Annotated in this window: 20 protein-coding genes; 14 read left to right on the forward strand and 6 right to left on the reverse strand. The window is 65.9% G+C overall.

Translation table 11 applies throughout. From position 1 onward, the window contains the following. The first annotated feature begins 3 nt into the window (after positions 1-3). The 10 genes from ribD to tolA all read left to right on the forward strand — a co-directional run bounded on the left by ribD (position 4) and on the right by tolA (position 7,917). Complete coding sequence (gene ribD, locus WKW79_RS18750; RefSeq protein ID WP_422823918.1) at positions 4-1,125, forward strand: bifunctional diaminohydroxyphosphoribosylaminopyrimidine deaminase/5-amino-6-(5-phosphoribosylamino)uracil reductase RibD; 1,122 nt, start codon at positions 4-6, stop codon at positions 1,123-1,125. Between the two features lie 143 nt (positions 1,126-1,268). Continuing rightward, positions 1,269-1,922: a riboflavin synthase gene (locus WKW79_RS18755; RefSeq protein WP_340336687.1), complete on the forward strand. Its 654-nt coding sequence runs from the start codon at positions 1,269-1,271 to the stop codon at positions 1,920-1,922. Beyond that, positions 1,919-3,076, forward strand: a complete 1,158-nt coding sequence (gene ribBA / locus WKW79_RS18760) for a bifunctional 3,4-dihydroxy-2-butanone-4-phosphate synthase/GTP cyclohydrolase II (protein ID WP_340336688.1) — start codon at positions 1,919-1,921, stop codon at positions 3,074-3,076. The genes WKW79_RS18755 and ribBA overlap by 4 nt, the downstream gene beginning before the upstream one ends. 4 nt (positions 3,077-3,080) lie before the next feature. Further along, positions 3,081-3,545: a 6,7-dimethyl-8-ribityllumazine synthase gene (gene ribH / locus WKW79_RS18765; protein ID WP_340336689.1), complete on the forward strand. Its 465-nt coding sequence runs from the start codon at positions 3,081-3,083 to the stop codon at positions 3,543-3,545. Further along, positions 3,542-4,075: a transcription antitermination factor NusB gene (gene nusB, locus WKW79_RS18770; protein WP_340336690.1), complete on the forward strand. Its 534-nt coding sequence runs from the start codon at positions 3,542-3,544 to the stop codon at positions 4,073-4,075. Before ribH ends, nusB begins: the two co-directional genes overlap by 4 nt. Next, entirely contained in the window at positions 4,072-5,253 is a 1,182-nt protein-coding gene (locus tag WKW79_RS18775) for a pyridoxal phosphate-dependent aminotransferase (RefSeq protein ID WP_340336691.1), read from the forward strand. Before nusB ends, WKW79_RS18775 begins: the two co-directional genes overlap by 4 nt. Before the next feature lie 7 nt (positions 5,254-5,260). After that, on the forward strand, positions 5,261-5,722 hold the full coding sequence (ybgC, locus tag WKW79_RS18780; protein WP_340336692.1) for a tol-pal system-associated acyl-CoA thioesterase: 462 nt from the start codon (positions 5,261-5,263) through the stop codon (positions 5,720-5,722). Beyond that, entirely contained in the window at positions 5,719-6,417 is a 699-nt protein-coding gene (tolQ, locus tag WKW79_RS18785; protein ID WP_340336693.1) for a protein TolQ, read from the forward strand. Before ybgC ends, tolQ begins: the two co-directional genes overlap by 4 nt. 15 nt (positions 6,418-6,432) lie before the next feature. Continuing rightward, the gene (locus WKW79_RS18790; protein WP_340336694.1) at positions 6,433-6,870 is read left to right on the forward strand and encodes an ExbD/TolR family protein; all 438 of its coding nucleotides are present in this window, start codon (positions 6,433-6,435) and stop codon (positions 6,868-6,870) included. A 3-nt stretch (positions 6,871-6,873) separates the two neighbouring features. Beyond that, complete coding sequence (gene tolA / locus WKW79_RS18795) at positions 6,874-7,917, forward strand: cell envelope integrity protein TolA (protein ID WP_340336695.1); 1,044 nt, start codon at positions 6,874-6,876, stop codon at positions 7,915-7,917. Positions 7,918-7,970: 53 nt separating this feature from the next. Here the strand turns inward: tolA and WKW79_RS18800 are convergent, their stop codons facing one another. Both WKW79_RS18800 and dnaE read right to left on the reverse strand, forming a co-directional pair. After that, on the reverse strand, positions 7,971-8,915 hold the full coding sequence (locus WKW79_RS18800; protein WP_340336696.1) for a GSU2403 family nucleotidyltransferase fold protein: 945 nt from the start codon (positions 8,913-8,915) through the stop codon (positions 7,971-7,973). An 88-nt stretch (positions 8,916-9,003) separates the two neighbouring features. Next, positions 9,004-12,531, reverse strand: a complete 3,528-nt coding sequence (dnaE, locus tag WKW79_RS18805) for a DNA polymerase III subunit alpha (protein ID WP_340336697.1) — start codon at positions 12,529-12,531, stop codon at positions 9,004-9,006. Between the two features lie 122 nt (positions 12,532-12,653). Here dnaE and WKW79_RS18810 point away from each other — a divergent pair, with 122 nt between their 5' ends. Next, a complete protein-coding gene (locus tag WKW79_RS18810) occupies positions 12,654-12,968 on the forward strand; it encodes a hypothetical protein (protein ID WP_340336698.1) in 315 nt (104 codons plus the stop codon). Between the two features lie 47 nt (positions 12,969-13,015). Continuing rightward, entirely contained in the window at positions 13,016-13,801 is a 786-nt protein-coding gene (locus tag WKW79_RS18815; RefSeq protein WP_340336699.1) for a sulfurtransferase, read from the forward strand. A gap of 102 nt (positions 13,802-13,903) precedes the next feature. Here the strand turns inward: WKW79_RS18815 and WKW79_RS18820 are convergent, their stop codons facing one another. The 4 genes from WKW79_RS18820 to WKW79_RS18835 all read right to left on the reverse strand — a co-directional run bounded on the left by WKW79_RS18820 (position 13,904) and on the right by WKW79_RS18835 (position 16,896). Then, the gene (locus tag WKW79_RS18820) at positions 13,904-14,815 is read right to left on the reverse strand and encodes a pirin family protein (protein WP_340336700.1); all 912 of its coding nucleotides are present in this window, start codon (positions 14,813-14,815) and stop codon (positions 13,904-13,906) included. A 53-nt stretch (positions 14,816-14,868) separates the two neighbouring features. Continuing rightward, positions 14,869-15,432, reverse strand: a complete 564-nt coding sequence (locus tag WKW79_RS18825; RefSeq protein ID WP_340336701.1) for a flavodoxin family protein — start codon at positions 15,430-15,432, stop codon at positions 14,869-14,871. A gap of 201 nt (positions 15,433-15,633) precedes the next feature. Further along, entirely contained in the window at positions 15,634-16,080 is a 447-nt protein-coding gene (locus WKW79_RS18830; RefSeq protein ID WP_340336702.1) for a DoxX family protein, read from the reverse strand. Between the two features lie 114 nt (positions 16,081-16,194). After that, positions 16,195-16,896, reverse strand: a complete 702-nt coding sequence (locus WKW79_RS18835) for a pirin family protein (RefSeq protein ID WP_340336703.1) — start codon at positions 16,894-16,896, stop codon at positions 16,195-16,197. A 149-nt stretch (positions 16,897-17,045) separates the two neighbouring features. On the opposite strand from WKW79_RS18835, the gene WKW79_RS18840 reads away from it, so the two are divergent. Continuing rightward, a complete protein-coding gene (locus WKW79_RS18840) occupies positions 17,046-17,999 on the forward strand; it encodes a LysR family transcriptional regulator (protein WP_340336704.1) in 954 nt (317 codons plus the stop codon). Between the two features lie 58 nt (positions 18,000-18,057). Beyond that, entirely contained in the window at positions 18,058-19,128 is a 1,071-nt protein-coding gene (locus WKW79_RS18845; RefSeq protein ID WP_340336705.1) for an NAD(P)/FAD-dependent oxidoreductase, read from the forward strand. Positions 19,129-19,143: the final 15 nt, after the last annotated feature.

A 19,143-nucleotide genomic window follows, 5' to 3' on the forward strand; every position in this document is an offset into this window, starting at 1 on the left:
TTCATGCCATTCGACGCGCAAAAGATGGATATGGCGCTCGCGCTGGCGAGTGCGGCACAAGCCAATGTTTCACCGAATCCCGCAGTGGGCTGCGTCATCACGAACAGCAAGGGCGAGGTCATCGGCCAGGGCCAGACCCAGCCGGTGGGCGGGCCGCATGGCGAAATCATGGCGATGCGCGATGCCGCGGCGCGTGGCCATTCGGTCGTCGGCGCGACGGCGTACGTCACGCTGGAGCCCTGCTCGCACCATGGACGCACCGGCCCCTGTTGCGATGCGCTGATCGCCGCGGGCATCCGCAAGGTGGTCGCTTCGATCGCGGACCCCAATCCGCTGGTGGCCGGCGAGGGCTTCGCCCGGCTGCGCGCGGCGGGCGTCGAGGTCCACGTCGGGCCGGGCGCCGCCGCATCGCGCGAAATCAACATGGGCTTCTTCAGCCGCATGGTCCGCAAGACACCCTGGCTGCGGATGAAGGTCGCGGCCTCGATCGACGGCAAGACCGCCCTCGACAACGGCGTGAGCCAGTGGATCACTGGCGCGGCCGCTCGCACCGACGGGCACGCCTGGCGGGCGCGCGCGAGTGCCGTGCTGACCGGCGTGGGCACGGTGCTGGAGGACAACCCCCTGCTCGACGTGCGCCTGGTCGAAACGGGGCGCCAGCCGCACCTGGTCATCGTCGACAGCCAGTTGCAGACGCCGCCCGATGCACGCCTGTTCATGCCCGGCCGCGCTGTCTGGATCTATGCCGGCGCGCGCTCCAGCCCCGAGAAGGAAGAAGCGCTCAAGGCCCGCGGCGCCACGGTGACGCACCTGCCCAATCCGCAAGGCAAGGTCGACCTGGCGGCGATGCTCGCCGATCTGGCGCGGCGCGAAATCAACGAACTGCACGTCGAGGCCGGCCACAAGCTCAATGGCTCTCTGATGCGCGAAGGGCTGGTCGATGAACTGCTGGTGTACCTGGCGCCAAAGTTCATCGGCAGCGGCATGGGAATGGCCAGCCACATTCACGCCGAGGGGCCGCTGACCGAGTTGGCCGGTGCGCTGCCGCTGGAATTCCGCTCCGTCGACATGCTGGGGCCTGACCTGCGCGTCATCGCCAGGGTCGTCGGGCGCGACGCCTTCTAGGCTGCAAAAGCGCTTTAAGCGGCGCAGCGCGAGGCGAGATACAGTGTTTCGGCCGCCTGTTGCGGCCTCGCCAGCAGGGATCGCCGAAGCGCACCAGGCGGGTGCAAGCCGGAGCCGGCCAAATACTCTGCGAAAATGCGCAGATGTTCACCGGAATCATCACCGGCGTGGGGCGCATCGCCGCCATCCACGACCTCGGCAGCTCTTCTTCCCACGGCAAGCGACTCAGCATCGCCACGCCCGACGGCTATCTCGACGACGTGGGTCTTGGTGACAGCATTGCGCTCAACGGCGCCTGCATGACCGTCACCACCCTAGACCCCGCCAACAAGCAGTTCACCATCGACATTTCCGCCGAGTCGCTCGACAAGACGGCCGGCCTCACCGAAACCTCGGCGCGGATCAACCTCGAAAAGGCCTTGCGCGCCAGCGATCGCCTGGGCGGCCACATCGTGTCCGGCCATGTCGATGGCATCGGCACGGTGAGCCGCTTCGCGCCGGTCGGCGAGAGCTGGGAGCTGCGCATCGTCGCGCCGCCCTCGCTCGCCCGCTTCCTGGCCTACAAGGGTTCGATCACCGTCAACGGCGTGAGCCTGACGGTCAACAGCGTGAGCGACGGCCCGCAGGGCAGCGAGATCAGCATCAACCTGATTCCGCACACCGTGGAGAACACGTCGCTGGGAGGGCTGGTCGAGGGCAGCCGCGTGAACCTCGAAATCGACACCGTCGCCCGTTATGTGGAGCGCATGCTCCAGGCCGGCGCCCTTCCCCTCCCCACCCAGACGAACAAGCCATGAACGCCTCCGTCACGCCGATTGGCACCCCAGTCAACGGGCGAACGCCCGCCCCCATTTCCTCCGTCGAAGACATCGTGGCCGACCTGCGCGCCGGCAAGATGGTCATCCTCGTCGACGAGGAGGACCGCGAGAACGAAGGCGACATCGTCATCGCGGCCGATCACGTCACGCCGGAGGCCATCAACTTCATGGCCCGCCATGCGCGCGGCCTGATCTGCCTGACCCTGTCGCGCGAAATGTGTGAACGCCTGAACCTGCCGCCGATGGTGGCGCGCAACGGCGCCAAGCACTCGACCGCCTTTACCGTCTCGATCGAGGCGGCCGAAGGCGTCACGACGGGCATTTCCGCCGCCGACCGCGCGCGCACCGTGCAGGCCGCCGTGGCGCGCGATGCCGTGGCCACGGACCTGGTGCAGCCGGGTCACATCTTCCCGTTGCAGGCGGTGGATGGCGGCGTGCTGATGCGCGCCGGTCACACCGAGGCGGGCTGCGACCTCTCGGCCATGGCGGGCTGCTCACCGGCCTCGGTCATTTGCGAGGTGATGAACGAGGACGGCACCATGGCCCGCCTGCCGGACTTGCAGGTGTTCGCCGCCGAGCATGGGCTCAAGATCGGCACCATCGCCGCGCTGATCGAGCACCGCGCCCAGACCGAAACGCTGATCGAGAAGGTCGGCAGTCGCGAAATCCAGACCACCTGGGGCGCGTTCACGGCGCATGCCTTCCGCGACAAGCCGAGCGGCGGCGTGCATCTGGCGCTGGTGCGCGGCGCCTGGGCGGCCGATGACGTCGTGCCGGTGCGCGTGCACGAGCCTCTATCGGTGCTCGACGCGCTCGAGATCAATCGCTCGCTGCATTCGTGGAGCCTCGACGCCAGCCTCGCGCACATCGCGGCCGAAGGTAAGGGCGTGGCGGTGCTTCTGAATTGCGGTGAGTCGGCCACCGAGTTGCTGGCCCAGTTCGAGGGCACCGCGCGCCCCGCGCAGGCACCCGAACGCGGACGCATGGACTTGCGAAACTATGGCGTGGGCGCGCAGATCCTGCGCGACTGCGGCGTGCACAAGATGAACCTCATGGCGAACCCGCGTCGCATGCCGAGCATGACGCCCGGCTATGGCCTCGAGATCGTCGGCTACACCCACAAGGACTGCTGAAATCATGCTGAATGCGAACAAGGGCGCCGCGGGTGCGCTCGATGGCAAGGGCTTGCGCATCGGCATCGTGCAGGCGCGCTTCAATGACGACATCACGGGCGCACTCGCCACGGCTTGCCTGGCCGAGTTGTCGGCACTGGGTGTGGCGGACGCCGACATCGACCACGTCTTCGTGCCCGGTGCGCTGGAGGTGCCGGTGGCGCTGCAAGCTTTCGCCGAGCGTGGGGGCTACCAGGCGCTGATCGCGCTGGGCTGCATCATCCGCGGCGAGACCTATCACTTCGAGCTGGTGGCCAACGAGTCCGGCGCAGGCGTGAGCCGCGTGGCGCTCGACTACCGCATCCCGATCGCCAACGCGATCATCACCACCGAGAACCTGGCGCAGGCCGTGGCCCGACAGACCGACAAGGGCCGCGACGCGGCGCGCGTGGCGGTCGAGATGGCGCAACTGCTGGCGCAAATGTCATGACCGCACAAACACCCAGCAAGACCGGCAAACCGCCGCGCAAGACCACCGGCGGGCTGACCAGCACCGGCGCACGCAAGGCCTCGGCCAAGTCCAACCGCAGCCGCGCACGCGAGTTCGCGTTGCAGGCGCTGTACCAGCACCTGGTCGGGCGCAATGACGCGACCGAGATCGACCACTTCACGCGCGACCTCGCGGGCTTCCACAAGGCCGACGCGGCGCACTATGACGCGCTGCTGCACGGCTCCATCGAGCAGGGCGCGGAGATGGATGCGCTGATCCTGCCGCTGCTGGATCGCAAGATGGAAGAGATCTCGCCGATCGAGCACGCGGTGCTGTGGATCGGCGTCTATGAATTCCAGCATTGCCTGGACGTGCCGTGGCGCGTGGTGCTCAACGAATGCGTGGAGCTCACCAAGGAGTTCGGCGGCACCGACGGGCACAAGTACGTGAATGCCGTGCTCAACGGGCTGGCGCCGAAGCTGCGTGCGGCGGAGGTCGAGGCGGATCGGGCGAAGGGCAACGCCCGATGAGGGTCGCGTCGCGGGCGGAGCGCATCGAACCGTTCTACGTGATGGAAGTGGCCAAGGCCGCCAGCAAGCTGGCGCGCGAGGTGGCCAACACCGACCGGCCGATGATCTTCCTGAACATCGGCGAGCCCGATTTCACCGCACCGCCGCTGGTGCAGGAAGCGGCCATGCGCGCCGTGCGCAGCGGCGCTACGCAGTACACGCATGCCGTCGGACTGGACGCGCTGCGCGAGCGCATCAGCGGCTGGTATGCGCAGCGCTTCGGCGTCGATGTGCCGGCGCGTCGCATTGTTGTGACAGCGGGCGCTTCGGCGGCGCTTCAACTGGCTTGCCTCGCGCTGATCGAGGCCGGCGAGATGCTGCTGCCCGACCCGAGCTATCCGTGCAACCGCCACTTCGTGAGCGCGGCGGAAGGCAAGGCGGTGCTGGTGCCGACGACCGCGGAAGAGCGCTTCCAGCTCAGCGCGGCCAAGGTCGAGGCGGCATGGACCGACAAGACGCGCGGTGTGCTGCTGGCCTCGCCTTCCAATCCGACGGGCACCTCGATCGCGCCGGATGAACTGCGCCGCATCCATGAGGTGGTGACGCGTCGGGGCGGCATCACGCTGATCGACGAGATCTACCTGGGGCTCTCCTACGACGACGCGTTCGGCCACACTGCCTTGGCCATCGACGACAACGTCATCAGCATCAACAGCTTCAGCAAGTACTTCAACATGACGGGCTGGCGGCTCGGCTGGCTGGTCGTGCCGGAAGCCTTGGTGCCGGTGATCGAACGCCTGGCGCAGAACCTGTTCATCTGCGCCAGCACAGTGGCGCAGTACGCGGCGCTGGCCTGCTTCGAGGCCGAGAGCATTGCCGAGTACGAACGCCGTCGCGCCGAGTTCAAGGCCCGGCGCGACTGGTTCATTCCGCAGTTGAACGCGCTGGGTCTCCATGTGCCGGTGGTGCCGGATGGGGCCTTCTACGCCTGGGCCGATTGCAGTTCGCTCGCTCACAAGCTGGGCATCGAGGGCAGTTGGGATTTCGCCTTCGAGGCGATGAAGCGCGCGCATGTCGCTGTCACGCCGGGACGCGACTTCGGAACGGCCGAGACGGCGAAGTTCATCCGCTTCTCGACGGCGAGTTCGATGGCGCATCTGCAAGAGGCCATCGAGCGGTTGAAGGCGATGGCGGCGTGAGGTTCGCATGAGCTTCCAATTCCCCATCCGCGTCTACTGGGAAGACACCGACGCCGGCGGCATCGTCTTCTACGCCAATTACCTGAAGTTCATGGAACGCGCGCGCACCGAATGGCTGCGCTCGCTCGGCATCGAACAGCGCCAGTTGCGCGACGAAACGGGCTGCCAGTTCGTCGTCAGCGAGACGCAGCTCAAGTACCACCTCCCCTCGCGCCTGGACGACGAACTGCTCGTGACTGCCGATGTGCAACAGATCGGCACGGCGTCATTGATAATCGGCCAGCGCGTGCTATCAAAAACGGAGCAGGGCAAGTTGCTGTGCGAAGGCACGATCCGCATCGGCTGGGTCAATGCCACCACACTGCGGCCTGCGCGCATTCCGGCCCGTGTGACGGGAACCCTCGGCGCGCCGGTGGCTCCATCACGCGACGAAGCGGCCAAGGGGCCCTCACCTCATTACAAGCCATGAACCAAGACCTCTCGATACTCTCCCTGCTGATCCATGCCAGCCTGCCCGTGCAGCTGGTGGTGTTGCTGCTGGTCGTGGTGTCGGTCGCCAGCTGGGCCGCCATCTTCCGCAAGTACTTTTCGCTGAAGCGCACGCGCGCACTCAACGATGAATTCGAACGCGAGTTCTGGTCGGGCACCAGCCTCAACGAACTGTTTGCCTCCGCCGCGCAGAACGCCAAGCTGGCCGGCCCGATGGAACGCATCTTCGCGAGCGGCATGCGCGAGTACCAGAAGCTGCGCGAGCGCAACATCGTCGATGCCGGCACCTTGCTCGACGGTGCACGCCGCGCGATGCGGGCGAGCTTCCAGCGCGAGCTGGATGCGGTGGAACAGAACCTGTCCTTCCTGGCAACTGTTGGCTCGGTGTCGCCCTACGTGGGCCTGTTCGGCACGGTGTGGGGGATCATGCATGCCTTCACCGGCCTGGCCGCGCTGGCGCAGGTGACGCTCTCCACAGTCGCGCCCGGCATCGCCGAGGCGCTGGTGGCCACGGCCATCGGGCTGTTCGCGGCAATTCCCGCCGTGGTGGCCTACAACCGCTTCGCCCGCGAGATCGACAAGATCGCGATCGCGCTGGAGACCTACATCGAAGAGTTCTCCAACATCCTGCAACGCAACCTGTCGGCCAACGTCGCTGCGGCGACCAACCGCTGAACGGAGGCGCACGCCATGCCCGCCATGTCCTCCCGCGGCCGCGGCCGCCGCACGATCAACGAGATCAACATGGTCCCGTTCATCGACGTGATGCTGGTGCTGCTGATCATCTTCATGGTCACGGCCCCGCTCATCACGCCGAGCGTGATCAACCTGCCGAGCGTCGACAAGGCCAACAAGCAACCGGACAAGCCGATCGAGATCGTCATCAAGAGCGATGACGAAGTGCAGTTCAAGAAGGATTCGTCGCAGGGTACCGGCGGCACCTCGATCCCCATGACGCAGATCGGCAAGGCCGCGAAGGACGCGCAAGGTGGCGACGACAACCGTCCAGTGGTCATCAGCGCCGACAAGTCGGTGAAATACGAAACCGTCGTCAAGGCGATGAACCAGTTGAAGCGGGGCGGCATCGAACGCGTCGGCCTCTCCGTGACCACCACGGGCGGCAAATAACGCATGTCACTGGCCGCAGACCGCCCCGAATTCGCGCCGCCGCCGCAGCGTGGCACCCCACGCGCCGTCGTCCTGGCGCTGATCGCGCACGCGCTGCTGATTGCCGCACTGACTTGGGGCGTGCATTGGAAGCGCGAAGCCGACGACGATGCGATCGAGGCGGAGCTCTGGTCGTCGACGGTGCAGCAGGCCGCGCCGCGTCCTGTGCCGCCGCCGACGCCCGTCCCACCTCCTCCGCCAGCGCCCACACCGGCCCCGCCGCCGCCCCCTCCTCCGCCACCGCCGCCCCAGGCCGTGAAGCCGCCGGAGCCGCCCGCGCCGCGCGCGCCGGACATCGCGCTCGAGCGCGAGAAGAAGCTGAAGGAGCAGCAGGAACGCGCCGAAGAAGAGCAGCAAGAACGGCTCCGGCAGCAGCAGATCGCCGCGAAGAAGGCGCAGGCCCAGAAGGAACGGGAAGCGCGTGAGCGCGCCGAGGACGAGGCGCAGCGCAAGAAGGAAGAGCAGCAGCAGAAGCTTGCGGAGCAGCGCAAGCGTGACGAAGCCGAGGCGAAGAAGGCCGAGGCTGCGAAGAAGGCGGAAGCGGTGAAGGCCGAGGCCGCCAAACAAGCTGAAGCGAAGAAGGCGGAAGCGGCCAAGCAGGCTGCGGCGGATGCGGCGAAGCAAGCGGCTGCCGATCGTGCGGCCACGCTCAAGCGCATGCAAGGTATGGCCGGCGCGTCCGGCGATCAGACCTCCGCACCGCGTTCAGGCAAGGGCTCTGGCAGCGGGATTTCCGGTGGCTACTTCGGACGCGTCGCTGCGCTCATCAAGCGCAACGTGGTCTTCGATCCAGAATCGGTCAGCGGCAACCCGGAAGTGGTGGTCCAGATCCAGACCTCGCCGGACGGAACCATCGTTGGAACGCCGCGGGTGGTGAAGTCCAGCGGCAATGCGGCATGGGACGAGGCCGCGTTGCGCGCCATCCAGAAAACCGAAGTGATGCCGCGTGACATCGATGGCCGGGTCCCATCGCCGTTTCCTGAAATCGTGCTGCGGCCGAAGGGCTGAGCTGAAACTCGCAGCGATGCTGCGACTTGCCAATCAGGTGCGAGATCCTGCAGTCAACGCGGCAGCGGCAGCAGCCCCTCATCCAGCATGGCCTGAACAATGTCCGCCTGACGCCGGTCCCGCCTCCGCTTGACCTCCGGCCTCTGCTTGGCCTTGTCCGCCATCCACCGCTTGAACTCCACGAAGGCCTCCGGCGCAATGGTTCGCATCATTGCCATTCGCCCCGTAACGGAAATCACGATGTGTTCAAAACGCGGAGCGCTGGTGAGGGTCGACGCGCGGATGGCTTGCACGGGCCACAGATCGCCCTCGTCGTCCGAAAAACGGAAGGGGTGCGGATCATCCCCCTCCGGTTGCCGGCGCAGGAAGTCAACCTCGAAACCGCTCGCGCTGATGGCCGTCTCGTTCTGATCTTCCTTCCGCTGGAAGGTCGGATCGGCACGCTGCAGGACGCACAGCACCGACGTCTCCAAGCGGGCCATGTCCGCAATGAAGCGAACGCGGCGCCGCGCATCCCACAACAGGTCGACGTCTTGCGTGGCAAGCGCGCCTTGCGCGATGCGCACGCCCGCAGCGCTTTCGTAGGCATAGAGAGCATGCGTGCCGACCACGGTGAAGTGCTCGCCCAACTCCGCGGCCTCTAGCGCCTGAAGGATCGAGATCACGATCGCTGGCACGCGCCCGACCTTGAGCGCCTTGTTCAAGCGCTCTGCTTCTTTCAACGCGTCTTTGAGACTGCTCAACCTGCCTTCGATGGCTTGCTTGCGCGAGCTGAAGTCGGCGTAGATCTTCTCGGTATCCGGCGAGCGCGGACCGATCCGCTGTTGCCTGTTGTCCAGCTGTGTCTTGACCAGGTATTCGTACTCGCCCTGCTGCTTCCAGTACATGCCGCCGACGTACTGGCGGGCCTGCGCCTGCACCCGGCTGAACTCGCCGAAGATGGTGCTGGAGTCAATGGCCTGGCGTGCCGCGTTGTCCGACAGGGGGATGTAGTTCATTGGCCGTATTATTTGCGAAATCGCATTTTATACGGCCAAAATGGCATGCTATCGATTTGATAGCAATCCGGCAGCGCTGCAAAGGCGCTCAGTCGTACACCACCACTGCATTCCCCGCCTCAGCCTGCGCCGTCCAACTGGCCAGCGCCGCATCCTCCGGAAAGAAGCGCGCCGCCTCGCCCAGCTGCAATTCCACCTTCGCCCCCGCGCGCGCCAATGACAGCCGCACCGGCAGGCCGATACGCGGCTCATCCGGCTCGCTGTTCTCCAGCTTGCGGGGCGGAAAGTCCTTTGCGATGCGCGCGATGTCCGGCGCCTTGCCGTTGACCGTGACGCGCAGGAACTTGCCGAAGCGGCAGCGCGCCGCGGCCAGGTCGTACACCTGCGATACCTTGAAGCGCGCCTCGAAGCCGCCGCGGCCCGGTTGCAGCACGCCGCTCACGACGACGAACTCGTCGTCCTTCAGCACATTGCGGTTCGCGTTGTAGGTGGCTTCGTCGCAGGTGGCGTCGATGGCGTCGCTCTTGTCGTCGAGCTTGAACAGGATCATCTTGCCGCGCAGACCGTTGATGATGCGCAGGTCGCTCACGATGCCGGCAATGACCTGCTGGTCGCGCGAGTCCATCAGGTCGGTGATCTCGCGCTTGCAGAAGCGGCGCACCTCGTGCTCGACCTCGTCGAACAGGTGGCCCGAGAGGTAGAAGCCGATGGCGGTCTTCTCGTAGGTCAGGCGTTCCTTCACGCCCCACGGCGTGGCCGGGATGAGGTCGGGTTCCGCCGAGGCCGAGCCGTGCTCGCTGTCGCCGAAGATGTCGACCTGGGCCGCATTGGCGGCGGTTGCGTTGGCGAACTCGTAGGCGCGGTCGATCGACGCGACCAGGCACGCGCGGTTCTGCTGGATCAGGTCGAAGGCGCCGGCCTTGATCAAGGCTTCCACGGTGCGCTTGTTGATGCGGGTGCGGTCCACGCGCACGCAGAAATCGAACAGGCTCGTGAACGGGCCGCCCTCCTCGCGCGCCGCCGCGATGGCGTCGATCGCGTGCTGGCCCGTGCCCTTGACGGCGCCGAGGCCGTAGCGGATGACCTTGTTGGTCACCGGCTCGAAGCGGTAGCGGCCGCGATTGACGTCGGGCGGCTCGAAGGTCAGGCCGAAGTTCTTGACCGCATCCTGGTACAGCACCTTGAGCTTGTCGGTGTCGTCCATTTCCACGGTCATGTTGGCGCAGAAGAACTCGGCGCAGTAATGGACCTTGAGCCAGCCGGTGTGGTACGCCAGCAGCGAGTACGCGGCGGCGTGCGACTTGTTGAAGCCGTAGCCCGCGAACTTCTCCATCAAGTCGAAGATTTCGTCGGCTTTTTCCTGCGCAATGCCGTGCGTCGCGAGCGCGCCCGCACGGAACTTCTCGCGGTGCTCGGCCATTTCCTCCAGCTTCTTCTTGCCCATCGCACGGCGCAGCAAGTCGGCGCCGCCGAGCGAGTAGCCGCCCAGGATCTGCGCGGTCTGCATCACCTGTTCCTGGTAGACCATGATCCCGTAGGTCTCGGACAGCATCGTGCCAACGGCCGGATGCGGATATTCCACCGGCTCGCGGCCGTGCTTGCGCGCGACGAAGCTGGGAATCAGGTCCATCGGGCCCGGACGGTACAGGGCGTTGAGCGCGATCAGGTCTTCAAGCCGCGTCGGCCGCGCGTCCTTCAACATGCCCTGCATGCCGCGCGATTCGAACTGGAACACCGCCTCGGTCAAGCCGTCGGAGAAGAGCTTGTAGGTGGGCCCGTCGTTCAACGGGATGTTCTCGAACGCGAAGTTCTCCTGGCCCTTGTGGCGGGCCACGATGAAGTCCTTGGCAATCTCCAGGATCGTCAGCGTGGCCAGACCCAGGAAGTCGAACTTGACGAGACCGATCGCTTCGACGTCGTCCTTGTCGTACTGGCTCACGGCCGAGTCACTGCCCGGCTGCTGGTACAGCGGACAGAAGTCGGTGAGCTTGCCCGGTGCGATCAGCACGCCGCCCGCGTGCATGCCGATGTTGCGGGTCATGCCTTCGAGCTTCTGCGCGAGCTCGACCAGCATCTTGACTTCTTCTTCCTTCTCGATGCGGACCGCGAGTTGCGGCTCCAGTTCGATGGCGTAGTTGTTCTTGTCGCCATCGACTTTGGGCACCGGCGGGTATTGCAGCGTGTACGACATGCCCGGCTTGTTCGGGATCAGCTTGCTGATGCCGTCGCAGAACATGTAGCTCATGTCGAGCACACGGCCCACGTCGCGGATCGCGGCGCGCGCAGCCATCGTTCCGAAGGTGGCGATCTGGCTCACGGCGTTGCGGCCGTACTTGTCCTTCACGTAGTCGATCACGCGGTCACGGTTGCCCTGGCAGAAGTCGATGTCGAAGTCGGGCATCGAGACGCGCTCAGGGTTCAGGAAACGTTCGAACAGCAGGTTGTATTCGAGCGGGTCGAGGTCGGTGATCTTCAGCGCATAGGCCACCAGTGAGCCCGCGCCCGAACCCCGGCCCGGACCGACCGGGCAGCCATTGTTCTTGGCCCACTTGATGAAGTCGCCCACGATCAGGAAGTAGCCCGGGAAGCCCATCTTCAGGATCGTGTTGATCTCGAACTCCAGGCGCTCGACGTAGCGCGGGCGCTGCGCATCGCGCTTGGCCACGTCGGGGAACAGGTGGGCGAGACGGACCTCCAGGCCCTCGAAGGATTCCTGGCGGAAGAAGTCGTTGATCGGCATCGGCACGCCGTCGATGAGCGGCGTGGGGAAGTCGGGCAACTGCGGCTTGCCGAGCACCAGCGTGAGGTTGCAGCGCTTGGCGATCTCGACGGTGTTGGCGATGGCGCTCGGCACGTCGGAGAACAGTGCTTTCATCTCTTCCGCGGACTTGAAGTACTGGTCGGGTGTGAACTTCCGGACGCGCCGCTGGTTGCCGAGGATCTCGCCTTCGGAGATGCAGACGCGGGCTTCGTGGGCCTCGTAGTCTTCCGGCCCTGCGAACTGCACTGGATGGGTGGCCACCACGGGCAATTGCAGGCGCGCGGCAAGCTGCACGGCGGCGATCACATGCGGCTCGTCTTCCGGACGGCCTGCGCGTTGCAACTCGATGTAGAAGCGATGCGGGAAGATGCCCGCGAGTTGCAGTGCGACTTCGGCGGCGCGTGAATCGCCATGGGCGCCGCCCTGCAGCAGCGGATGGCCGAGCGGGCCGGCTTGCGCGCCTGACAGCAGGATGAGTCCGCCGTTGAGTTCCTGGAGCCAATCCAGCTTGCAGGCGGCCTGCGACTGTCCGCGACCGACGTTCTGCGTCCAGGCACGCGCCAGCAGCTCCGACAAGTTCAGGTAACCCTGCATGTCCTGCACCAGAAGCACCATGCGCGTGAGCGCGCCCGACTCATGGCCCAGGCCCTCGACGAAGACTTCCGCGCCGAGCACGGGCTTGACGCCCTTCCCGCGCGCTTCCTTGTAGAACTTGATCGCGCCGAAAAGATTGCTCAGATCCGTGATGGCCAGCGCGGGTTGCTTGTCCTTGGCCGCGGCCTTGACAACTTCATCGATGCGGTTGGTGCCGTCGACGACGGAAAATTCGGTGTGCAGGCGCAGGTGAACAAACATGGTCACATTGTAGGAAGCGCGCCTTTCACAAGGTGCATTCGCTACCGGCGGGAGGGTTGTCCCGATCAGGTGCTGCGCTCTCAGTGACGATACTTGCGAAAAATTTCAGGGAGACACGTTTCATGGCCATTTCCATTTCGGCGCGCGAGGCGCGCCTCGTCCAGCGCTATCCGGTGCTCAAGCGCGTGCCCGAGGGCCAGCGTCTTCCGCTCGCGCGGCAGGCTGCCCGCGAGCGCTCGGTGTGGGGGCCGCCGCTGCTGGCGCTGGTGTTGCTGCTGCCCTTGCTTTGGCTGGGCGTTTCATGGGGCCAGGCGAACCTGGATCGCACCTGGCTCGCGGTAGTGGGCGGGCTGGTCGGCGGGTTCATGGTGGCGGCTTGCATGCAGATCATCTACTACACGCATGGGAAGGCGATTCATCGGCTGGTGATGCGGTAGCCAGGCCCGATGGGGCCGCGCGGACGCGCCGCCTAAAATCCCGCCCCGTGAATGACATCCTGAACATAGCCGCCTACAAGTTCGTCGGCATCGACGACGGGCACGCGTTGCGCGAGCAACTGCTCTCGCATGCCAAGGCGCTCGGCCTCATGGGCACCATCCTGCTGGCACCTGAAGGCATCAACCTCTTCCTGGCCGGGACGGCCGACGCGGTGCGCGAATTCGTCGCGACGCTGCATGCCGACCCGCGCTTCGCCGACCTGGAAACCAAGGAAAGCTGGTCCACCACGCAGCCCTTCCGGCGCATGCTGGTCAAGCTCAAGCGCGAGATCATCCGCATGGACCATCCGGCGATCCAGCCCGCCGCCGGGCGCGCGCCGGGCGTGGAGGCGCTGACGCTCAAGCGCTGGCTCGACCAGGGGCATGACGATGCAGGCAAGCCGGTAGTGCTGCTCGATACGCGCAATGCCTTCGAGGTCGACCATGGGACGTTTGAAGGTGCCATCGATTGGCGCATCGAGAAGTTCACCGAGTTTCCGCAGGCCATGCTCGATCATCGCGATGAGTTGCTCGGCAAGACGGTCGTGAGCTTCTGCACCGGCGGCATTCGTTGCGAGAAGGCAGCGATCCTGATGCATGAAGCCGGGTTGCCGGATGTGCTGCAGTTGGAGGGCGGCATCCTCAAGTATTTTGAGGAAGTGGGTGGTGCGCACTATCGGGGCGAGTGCTTTGTGTTTGATGGGCGGCGGACGCTGGATGCGAACCTGGCCGCCAGTGGGCATGCGGCGAGTGCGCGGGCGGCTGAGGATCCGGATATTGCGATAAAGGGGTAGCCCCTCACCGCGGCCCTCTCCCCGGCGGGGAGAGGGAGTCAAAGCGGAGGCACACTCAACTGCACCCTCACCCCAACCCTCTCCCGCTTGCGGGAGAGGGAGTCAGGCAGTCTTGAGGTCGGGCGGCGGATTGGCGAAAGGGTGTTCCGGCAAGGGGATGAACTCCGTTTCGCCGGGCACATGGCCCATGCGCTGCGCCTTCCAGTCGGCGCCGGCTTCGAAGATGCGCTCACGCCGGCTGGAGACGAAGTTCCAGCTCATGAAGCGCGGGCCGTCAAGGGCATCGCCGCCGATCACGACCAGGCGCACTGGCGCTTGCGCTTGCAGCGTTGCGCCGGTGTTGTCGGGCAGTGCGGCCATGGTGTGCGCTGGAACTGGCGCGCCATCGAGCGTCGCATCCCCTTCGACCACATAGATCGCCATCTCCTGCGCCAGCGCGGGCAGTTCGAAGCGTGCGCCAGCGGGCAATGTGATGTCGAGGTACAGCGTGGGCGCGAAGGTCTTCACTGGCGACGTGAGGCGGAATGCCGTGCCGATCAGCACGCGCACGGGAACGCCCTGCTCCACCACCTCCGGAATGTCCGAAGCGGCCGTGTGCTCGAAGCTCGGCTCCGTTTCCTCGAAGGCCTGCGGCAGCGCGGCCCAAAGCTGCAGGCCGTGGTTGACGTAGCTTGCATCCAGCAGCCGTTCGGGCTTGCGTTCGGAATGCACGATGCCGCGGCCCGCGGTCATCCAGTTGATCGCGCCGGGCAGGATTTCCTGCGCGCTGCCGATGCTGTCGCGGTGCATCATCGCGCCGTCGAAGAGGTAGGTGACGGTGGCCAGGCCGATGTGCGGATGCGGGCGCACGTCGTGCGCGTTGCCGGGCTGCTCGGTGGCGGGTCCGAAGTGGTCGAAGAAAACGAAGGGCCCGACCGAGCGGCGCTTGGCGGCAGGCAGCAGGCGCCGGACCTTGAAGCCGCCGCCGAGGTCCTTGTCAGCGGGTTGCAGTAGCAGGAGCGAGTCTGGGTTCATGGCGGCGATCATGCTGGAAACGGCCGTTGGATGCACGCCGGCTCACGCCGTGCTCAGGATTTCGACGATGCCCAGCGGCTTGCAACAGTTGCCACCCGCTCGCCAAACGCACGTGCCGTCTCCAGGTCGCCCTTGGACATCTCGCCGGGGCTCGCATCGGTGGGCGAGGTGGTCATCAGGCCGCCGTAGCCACCGACGTAGTTGAGCGATTCGCGCGTCGCGGCCTTGTTGTTGCTGGGCATGAGGCCCTGGCTGATCCACATGCCGTGGTGCTGCATTGCGAGTGTCCACAGGTAGGTGATGGTCGCGTACTTGTCGCCGTTCATCGCCGCGCTGTTGGTGAAGCCGGCGAAGAGCTTGTCGCGCCAGCCCTCGGCGAACCAGACCTTCGACGAGGCATCGGCAAAGCGCTTGAACTGCCAACTCGCCCCACCCATGTAGGTGGGCGCACCGAAGATGATGGCGTCCGCCGCCGCGAGCATTTCCCAGCCGCCAGCCGGAAGCTTGCCGTCACCATCGATCTGCAGAAGCACGGCCTGGGCGCCATCTGCAACGGCTTGGGCAACACGCTGGGTGTGGCCGTAGCCCGAATGAAAAACGACGACGATGTCGGCCATGGGATCCCCGGAAAAGAGTGAACGAAGCGACGGCATGGCGATCGCTTCGTTCATCGCCATGCGGGCCTGGCGATTCTGCCGTGCCGACGGTGCGCCCCTGAATCGTTCCCGCGAATTCGCAGGAACTGAAGGCCGCGCCCGCCCTCGCGCTTCGTCTCCGGGGGAGTGACGCGCGAGGGACTCGACCGGCGTCGCGCTGGATCAGCGCTTGCCGTCGATGCTCAACCGGCCCGCACCGAAGCCGGCAAGTGCGATCAAGCCGCCTGCAATGGCCATGTTCTTGTTGAAGTTGATCGTCTGCATCATCTTCATCGCGTCAGGCGCCGACCAGTACTTGTGGAAGAACACTGCGGCCGCCACGGTGAACAGGGCCATGGCGAAGGCGGTGATGCGCGTCTTGAAGCCGAGCAGCAGCGCGATGCCCAAGCCAACTTCCACGAAGATCGCAATGGCCGCGCCGACTTCCGGCAGCGGCAGGCCGGAGGATGCGACATAGCCGACCGTGCCCGAGAAGTTCATGAGCTTGCCGATGCCCGCGGGGATGAATAGGTAGGCGATCAGGATGCGGCCGATGAGGGCCGTGATGTCCTGCAACGAGTTGGTCGAGACGCCCGAAGAAAGCGACGAGGTAGAGGTAGCTGAGGCCATGACTGACTCCTTGGTTGAGAAAAACAAACGGGTGATGCCTGAGGAACCGGGCGGCCGGCCCGCGGCTGTTGAAAGGGAAATAGACGCCGCGACATGCGCGGCGCCTGCAAGCGATTACGGATTCAGGTCGAACACCAGGACTTCGGCGTCCTTGCCGCCCGAGAGCGTGAGCGTCGACTCGCCTTCCAGCATGGCGGCGTCGCCGGTGCCCAGCTTCTGGCCGTTCACCTCGAGCTCGCCGCGCACCAGGTGCACGTAGTTCTTGCGCTTCGGATCCAGCGCCAGCGTCGCTTGTTCCGCACCGTCGATCAGGCCGGCGAACAGCTTGGCATCGGCATGCACCTTGACGGAGCCTTCGGCGCCATCGGGCGATGCGATCAGGCGCAGCTTGCCGCGCTTCTCGGCCACGTCGAAGTTCTTCTGCTCATAGTCGGGCGTGATGCCGCGCACGTTGGGCTCGATCCAGATCTGCAGGAAGTGGGTCGTCTCGTCTTTCTTGTGGTTGAACTCGCTGTGCTGCACGCCGCGCCCCGCGCTCATGCGCTGCACGTCGCCCGGCGGGATGGACTTCACGTTGCCCATGCTGTCCTTGTGGGCCAACTCGCCCGACAACACGTAGCTGATGATCTCCATGTCCTTGTGGCCGTGGGTGCCGAAGCCGGCGCCCGCCGCCACGCGGTCTTCGTTGATCACGCGCAGGTTGCCGAAGCCCATGTGGGCCGGGTCGTAGTAGCCGGCGAACGAGAAACTGTGAAAAGAACGCAGCCAGCCATGGTCGGCATAACCGCGGTCTTGGGACTTACGAACTTGCAACATCATTGAACTCCTGAGGCCCATCCGGGCCTCTCTTCGAATGCCGCACCGTATGCGCAGCGGATGTGAAGAACTTTAGGGCGTGTATTCCTGCTCACCAGCGCGAAGTTTTGATGGCACCATTCAAATAATTTGAACAATCAAACCCTCAAATGCCTGCTGCTCGCGATGTCCTGACCCCCGACGCCCTCGCCATGTTGCAGACCGTGGCCAGCACTGGAAGTTTCGCGGGCGCTGCCCGTGCGCTGAACCTGGTGCCGAGCGCGCTCAGCTACCGCGTGCGCCAGATCGAGGACGCGCTCGACGTACTGCTGTTCGACCGAAGCGCGCGCCAGGCGCGGCTCACCGAGGCCGGTGCCGAACTGCTGCGCGAGACCGCCCGGCTGCTGGCCGACATCGACGCAGTAGCCAATCGCGTGAAGCGCGTGGCCACCGGCTGGGAGCCGCAACTGACCATCGCACTCGACAGCGTGATCGCACGCGACCCGGTGCTGGACCTGGTCGGCGCCTTCTATGCGCTGGAACCGCCGACGCGACTGAAGCTGCGCAACGAGACCCTGCTCGGCACGATCGAGGCACTCAGCGTGGGCGAGGCGGACCTGGCGATCGGCACCGTGCTCGATGCGTCCAGCCTGGCGTTCACCGCGACGGGCATCCGCACGCGGCCGTTGGGTGAACTGCGCTTTGTCTTCGCCGTCGCGCCGCATCACCCGCTCGCGCGCGTGACCGGGCCGCTGAGCGACGCGGTCATGCGACAGCATCGCGCGGTGGCGGTGGCGGACTCCTCGCGCTCGGGGCAGAGCATGACGGTCAACCTCGCCGGCGGGCAGGACCGTCTCACCGTGCCCACGATGCACACCAAGCTGTCGGCGCAATTGCATGGACTCGGCGGCGGCTTCCTGCCCGAGCCGATGGCGCGTCCCTTCATCGAGGCAGGTCACCTGGTCGAGTGCCAGACCGAGCGCGTGATGCCGGTCGGGCAGATGCATGTCGCATGGCGCGCACCCTCGGCGGGCAAGCCCGGGCGCGCGCTCGAATGGTGGCTCGGACAGCTTGAACACGAAGGTACACGCCGCGCCTTGCTGGAACGCCACAGGGGAAGATGAGCCGCGCCCGAGGTAGAGTCAACACGCCCGAACACGTCGCCAAAGAAAGAGACTCGTCATGAAAGTACGTCCTCCCGCCGACCGCCATCGACCCTCCGCCGCCAAGCATTTCGCCATCGTCGGCGCAGGCATCGCGGGCATCACCGCCGCCCGCACGCTGGTCCAGGCCGGCCACCGCGTGACGGTGTTCGAACGCAATTCAGGCGCGGGCGGCCGCATGGCCAGTGAGGTCACGCAGTTCGGCCGCTTCGACAGCGGCGCGCAGTACTTCACGATCCGCGACGACCGCTTTGCATTGGCGCTGCAGACGGTGCATCCGCTCTGCAAGCCATGGAGCGCCAACCTCATCCGCGTGCTCGATGCGCATGGCCGCGTGGCCGAAGCCGCATTGCCCTCGCGCGAGCCGCACTGGGTCGCGCAACCCGGCATGGACGCCCTGGTGGCCCGCTGGGCCCAGCCGCTCGGCGACGAGGTGGTGACCGACACCGAAGTGACGGCCATCGAGCCCGATGCGCTCAACCCGGCGCGCTGGCAGCTCCGTACCGCCGGTGCCGGTGACACCTCCCACGTCTATTCCGATTTCGACAGCGTACTGGTCACCGTGCCGGCAGGCCTGGCGCGGACGCTGCTGGCCAACAGCCGGGTGCCGGAAGCGCTCGGCAAGAAGATAGAGCACGTGCGCATTGCGCCTTGCTGGACGCTGATGATCGCGTTCCCGCAGGCCAACCAGCCGACCATGTCGCACCTCGGCCCCCAATGGAATGCCGCGCGCAGCAACCACCACCGCGTGGCCTGGCTGGCGCGCGAATCGTCGAAGCCCGGCCGCGACCCGATCGAGCGCTGGACCTTGCAGGCCAGCCCCGCCTGGTCGCAGGAACACATCCGCGACGACGCCCAGCGCGTCGAAGCCAAGCTGCTGCGCGCCTTCTCCGAAATCACCGGCATCCTGGCCACGCCGAGCTATGCGCAGGCCCGTTGCTGGCCCGAGGCGCAAACGCTGGTGCCGGCGGGCGAGTCCCACTACTGGGATGCCAAGTCGCAGATCGGTCTGGCTGGCGACTGGTGCACGGGGCATCGGGTCGAGGACGGCTTTCTCTCGGGCCTCTCGCTGGCCCTGGACGTGATCTAGGGGCGCCTTCTTCAC

Source organism: Variovorax robiniae, from assembly GCF_037889955.1.
Classification (GTDB): Bacteria; Pseudomonadota; Gammaproteobacteria; order Burkholderiales; family Burkholderiaceae_C; genus Variovorax; species Variovorax robiniae.

Excerpts from the sequence above, each read along its gene's own strand:
- WKW79_RS18845 (WP_340336705.1), top strand. The coding sequence starts at position 18,058 with ATGAAAGTACGTCCTCCCGCCGACCGCCATCGACCCTCCGCCGCCAAG.
- WKW79_RS18835 (WP_340336703.1), bottom strand. The coding sequence starts at position 16,896 with ATGTTGCAAGTTCGTAAGTCCCAAGACCGCGGTTATGCCGACCATGGC.
- tolA (WP_340336695.1), top strand. The coding sequence starts at position 6,874 with ATGTCACTGGCCGCAGACCGCCCCGAATTCGCGCCGCCGCCGCAGCGT.
- tolQ (WP_340336693.1), top strand. The coding sequence starts at position 5,719 with ATGAACCAAGACCTCTCGATACTCTCCCTGCTGATCCATGCCAGCCTG.
- WKW79_RS18790 (WP_340336694.1), top strand. The coding sequence starts at position 6,433 with ATGCCCGCCATGTCCTCCCGCGGCCGCGGCCGCCGCACGATCAACGAG.
- dnaE (WP_340336697.1), bottom strand. The coding sequence starts at position 12,531 with ATGTTTGTTCACCTGCGCCTGCACACCGAATTTTCCGTCGTCGACGGC.
- WKW79_RS18810 (WP_340336698.1), top strand. The coding sequence starts at position 12,654 with ATGGCCATTTCCATTTCGGCGCGCGAGGCGCGCCTCGTCCAGCGCTAT.
- WKW79_RS18830 (WP_340336702.1), bottom strand. The coding sequence starts at position 16,080 with ATGGCCTCAGCTACCTCTACCTCGTCGCTTTCTTCGGGCGTCTCGACC.
- ribH (WP_340336689.1), top strand. The coding sequence starts at position 3,081 with ATGCTGAATGCGAACAAGGGCGCCGCGGGTGCGCTCGATGGCAAGGGC.
- ybgC (WP_340336692.1), top strand. The coding sequence starts at position 5,261 with ATGAGCTTCCAATTCCCCATCCGCGTCTACTGGGAAGACACCGACGCC.
- WKW79_RS18775 (WP_340336691.1), top strand. The coding sequence starts at position 4,072 with ATGAGGGTCGCGTCGCGGGCGGAGCGCATCGAACCGTTCTACGTGATG.
- WKW79_RS18825 (WP_340336701.1), bottom strand. The coding sequence starts at position 15,432 with ATGGCCGACATCGTCGTCGTTTTTCATTCGGGCTACGGCCACACCCAG.
- WKW79_RS18820 (WP_340336700.1), bottom strand. The coding sequence starts at position 14,815 with ATGAACCCAGACTCGCTCCTGCTACTGCAACCCGCTGACAAGGACCTC.
- WKW79_RS18840 (WP_340336704.1), top strand. The coding sequence starts at position 17,046 with ATGCCTGCTGCTCGCGATGTCCTGACCCCCGACGCCCTCGCCATGTTG.
- ribBA (WP_340336688.1), top strand. The coding sequence starts at position 1,919 with ATGAACGCCTCCGTCACGCCGATTGGCACCCCAGTCAACGGGCGAACG.
- ribD (WP_422823918.1), top strand. The coding sequence starts at position 4 with ATGCCATTCGACGCGCAAAAGATGGATATGGCGCTCGCGCTGGCGAGT.
- WKW79_RS18755 (WP_340336687.1), top strand. The coding sequence starts at position 1,269 with ATGTTCACCGGAATCATCACCGGCGTGGGGCGCATCGCCGCCATCCAC.
- WKW79_RS18800 (WP_340336696.1), bottom strand. The coding sequence starts at position 8,915 with ATGAACTACATCCCCCTGTCGGACAACGCGGCACGCCAGGCCATTGAC.
- nusB (WP_340336690.1), top strand. The coding sequence starts at position 3,542 with ATGACCGCACAAACACCCAGCAAGACCGGCAAACCGCCGCGCAAGACC.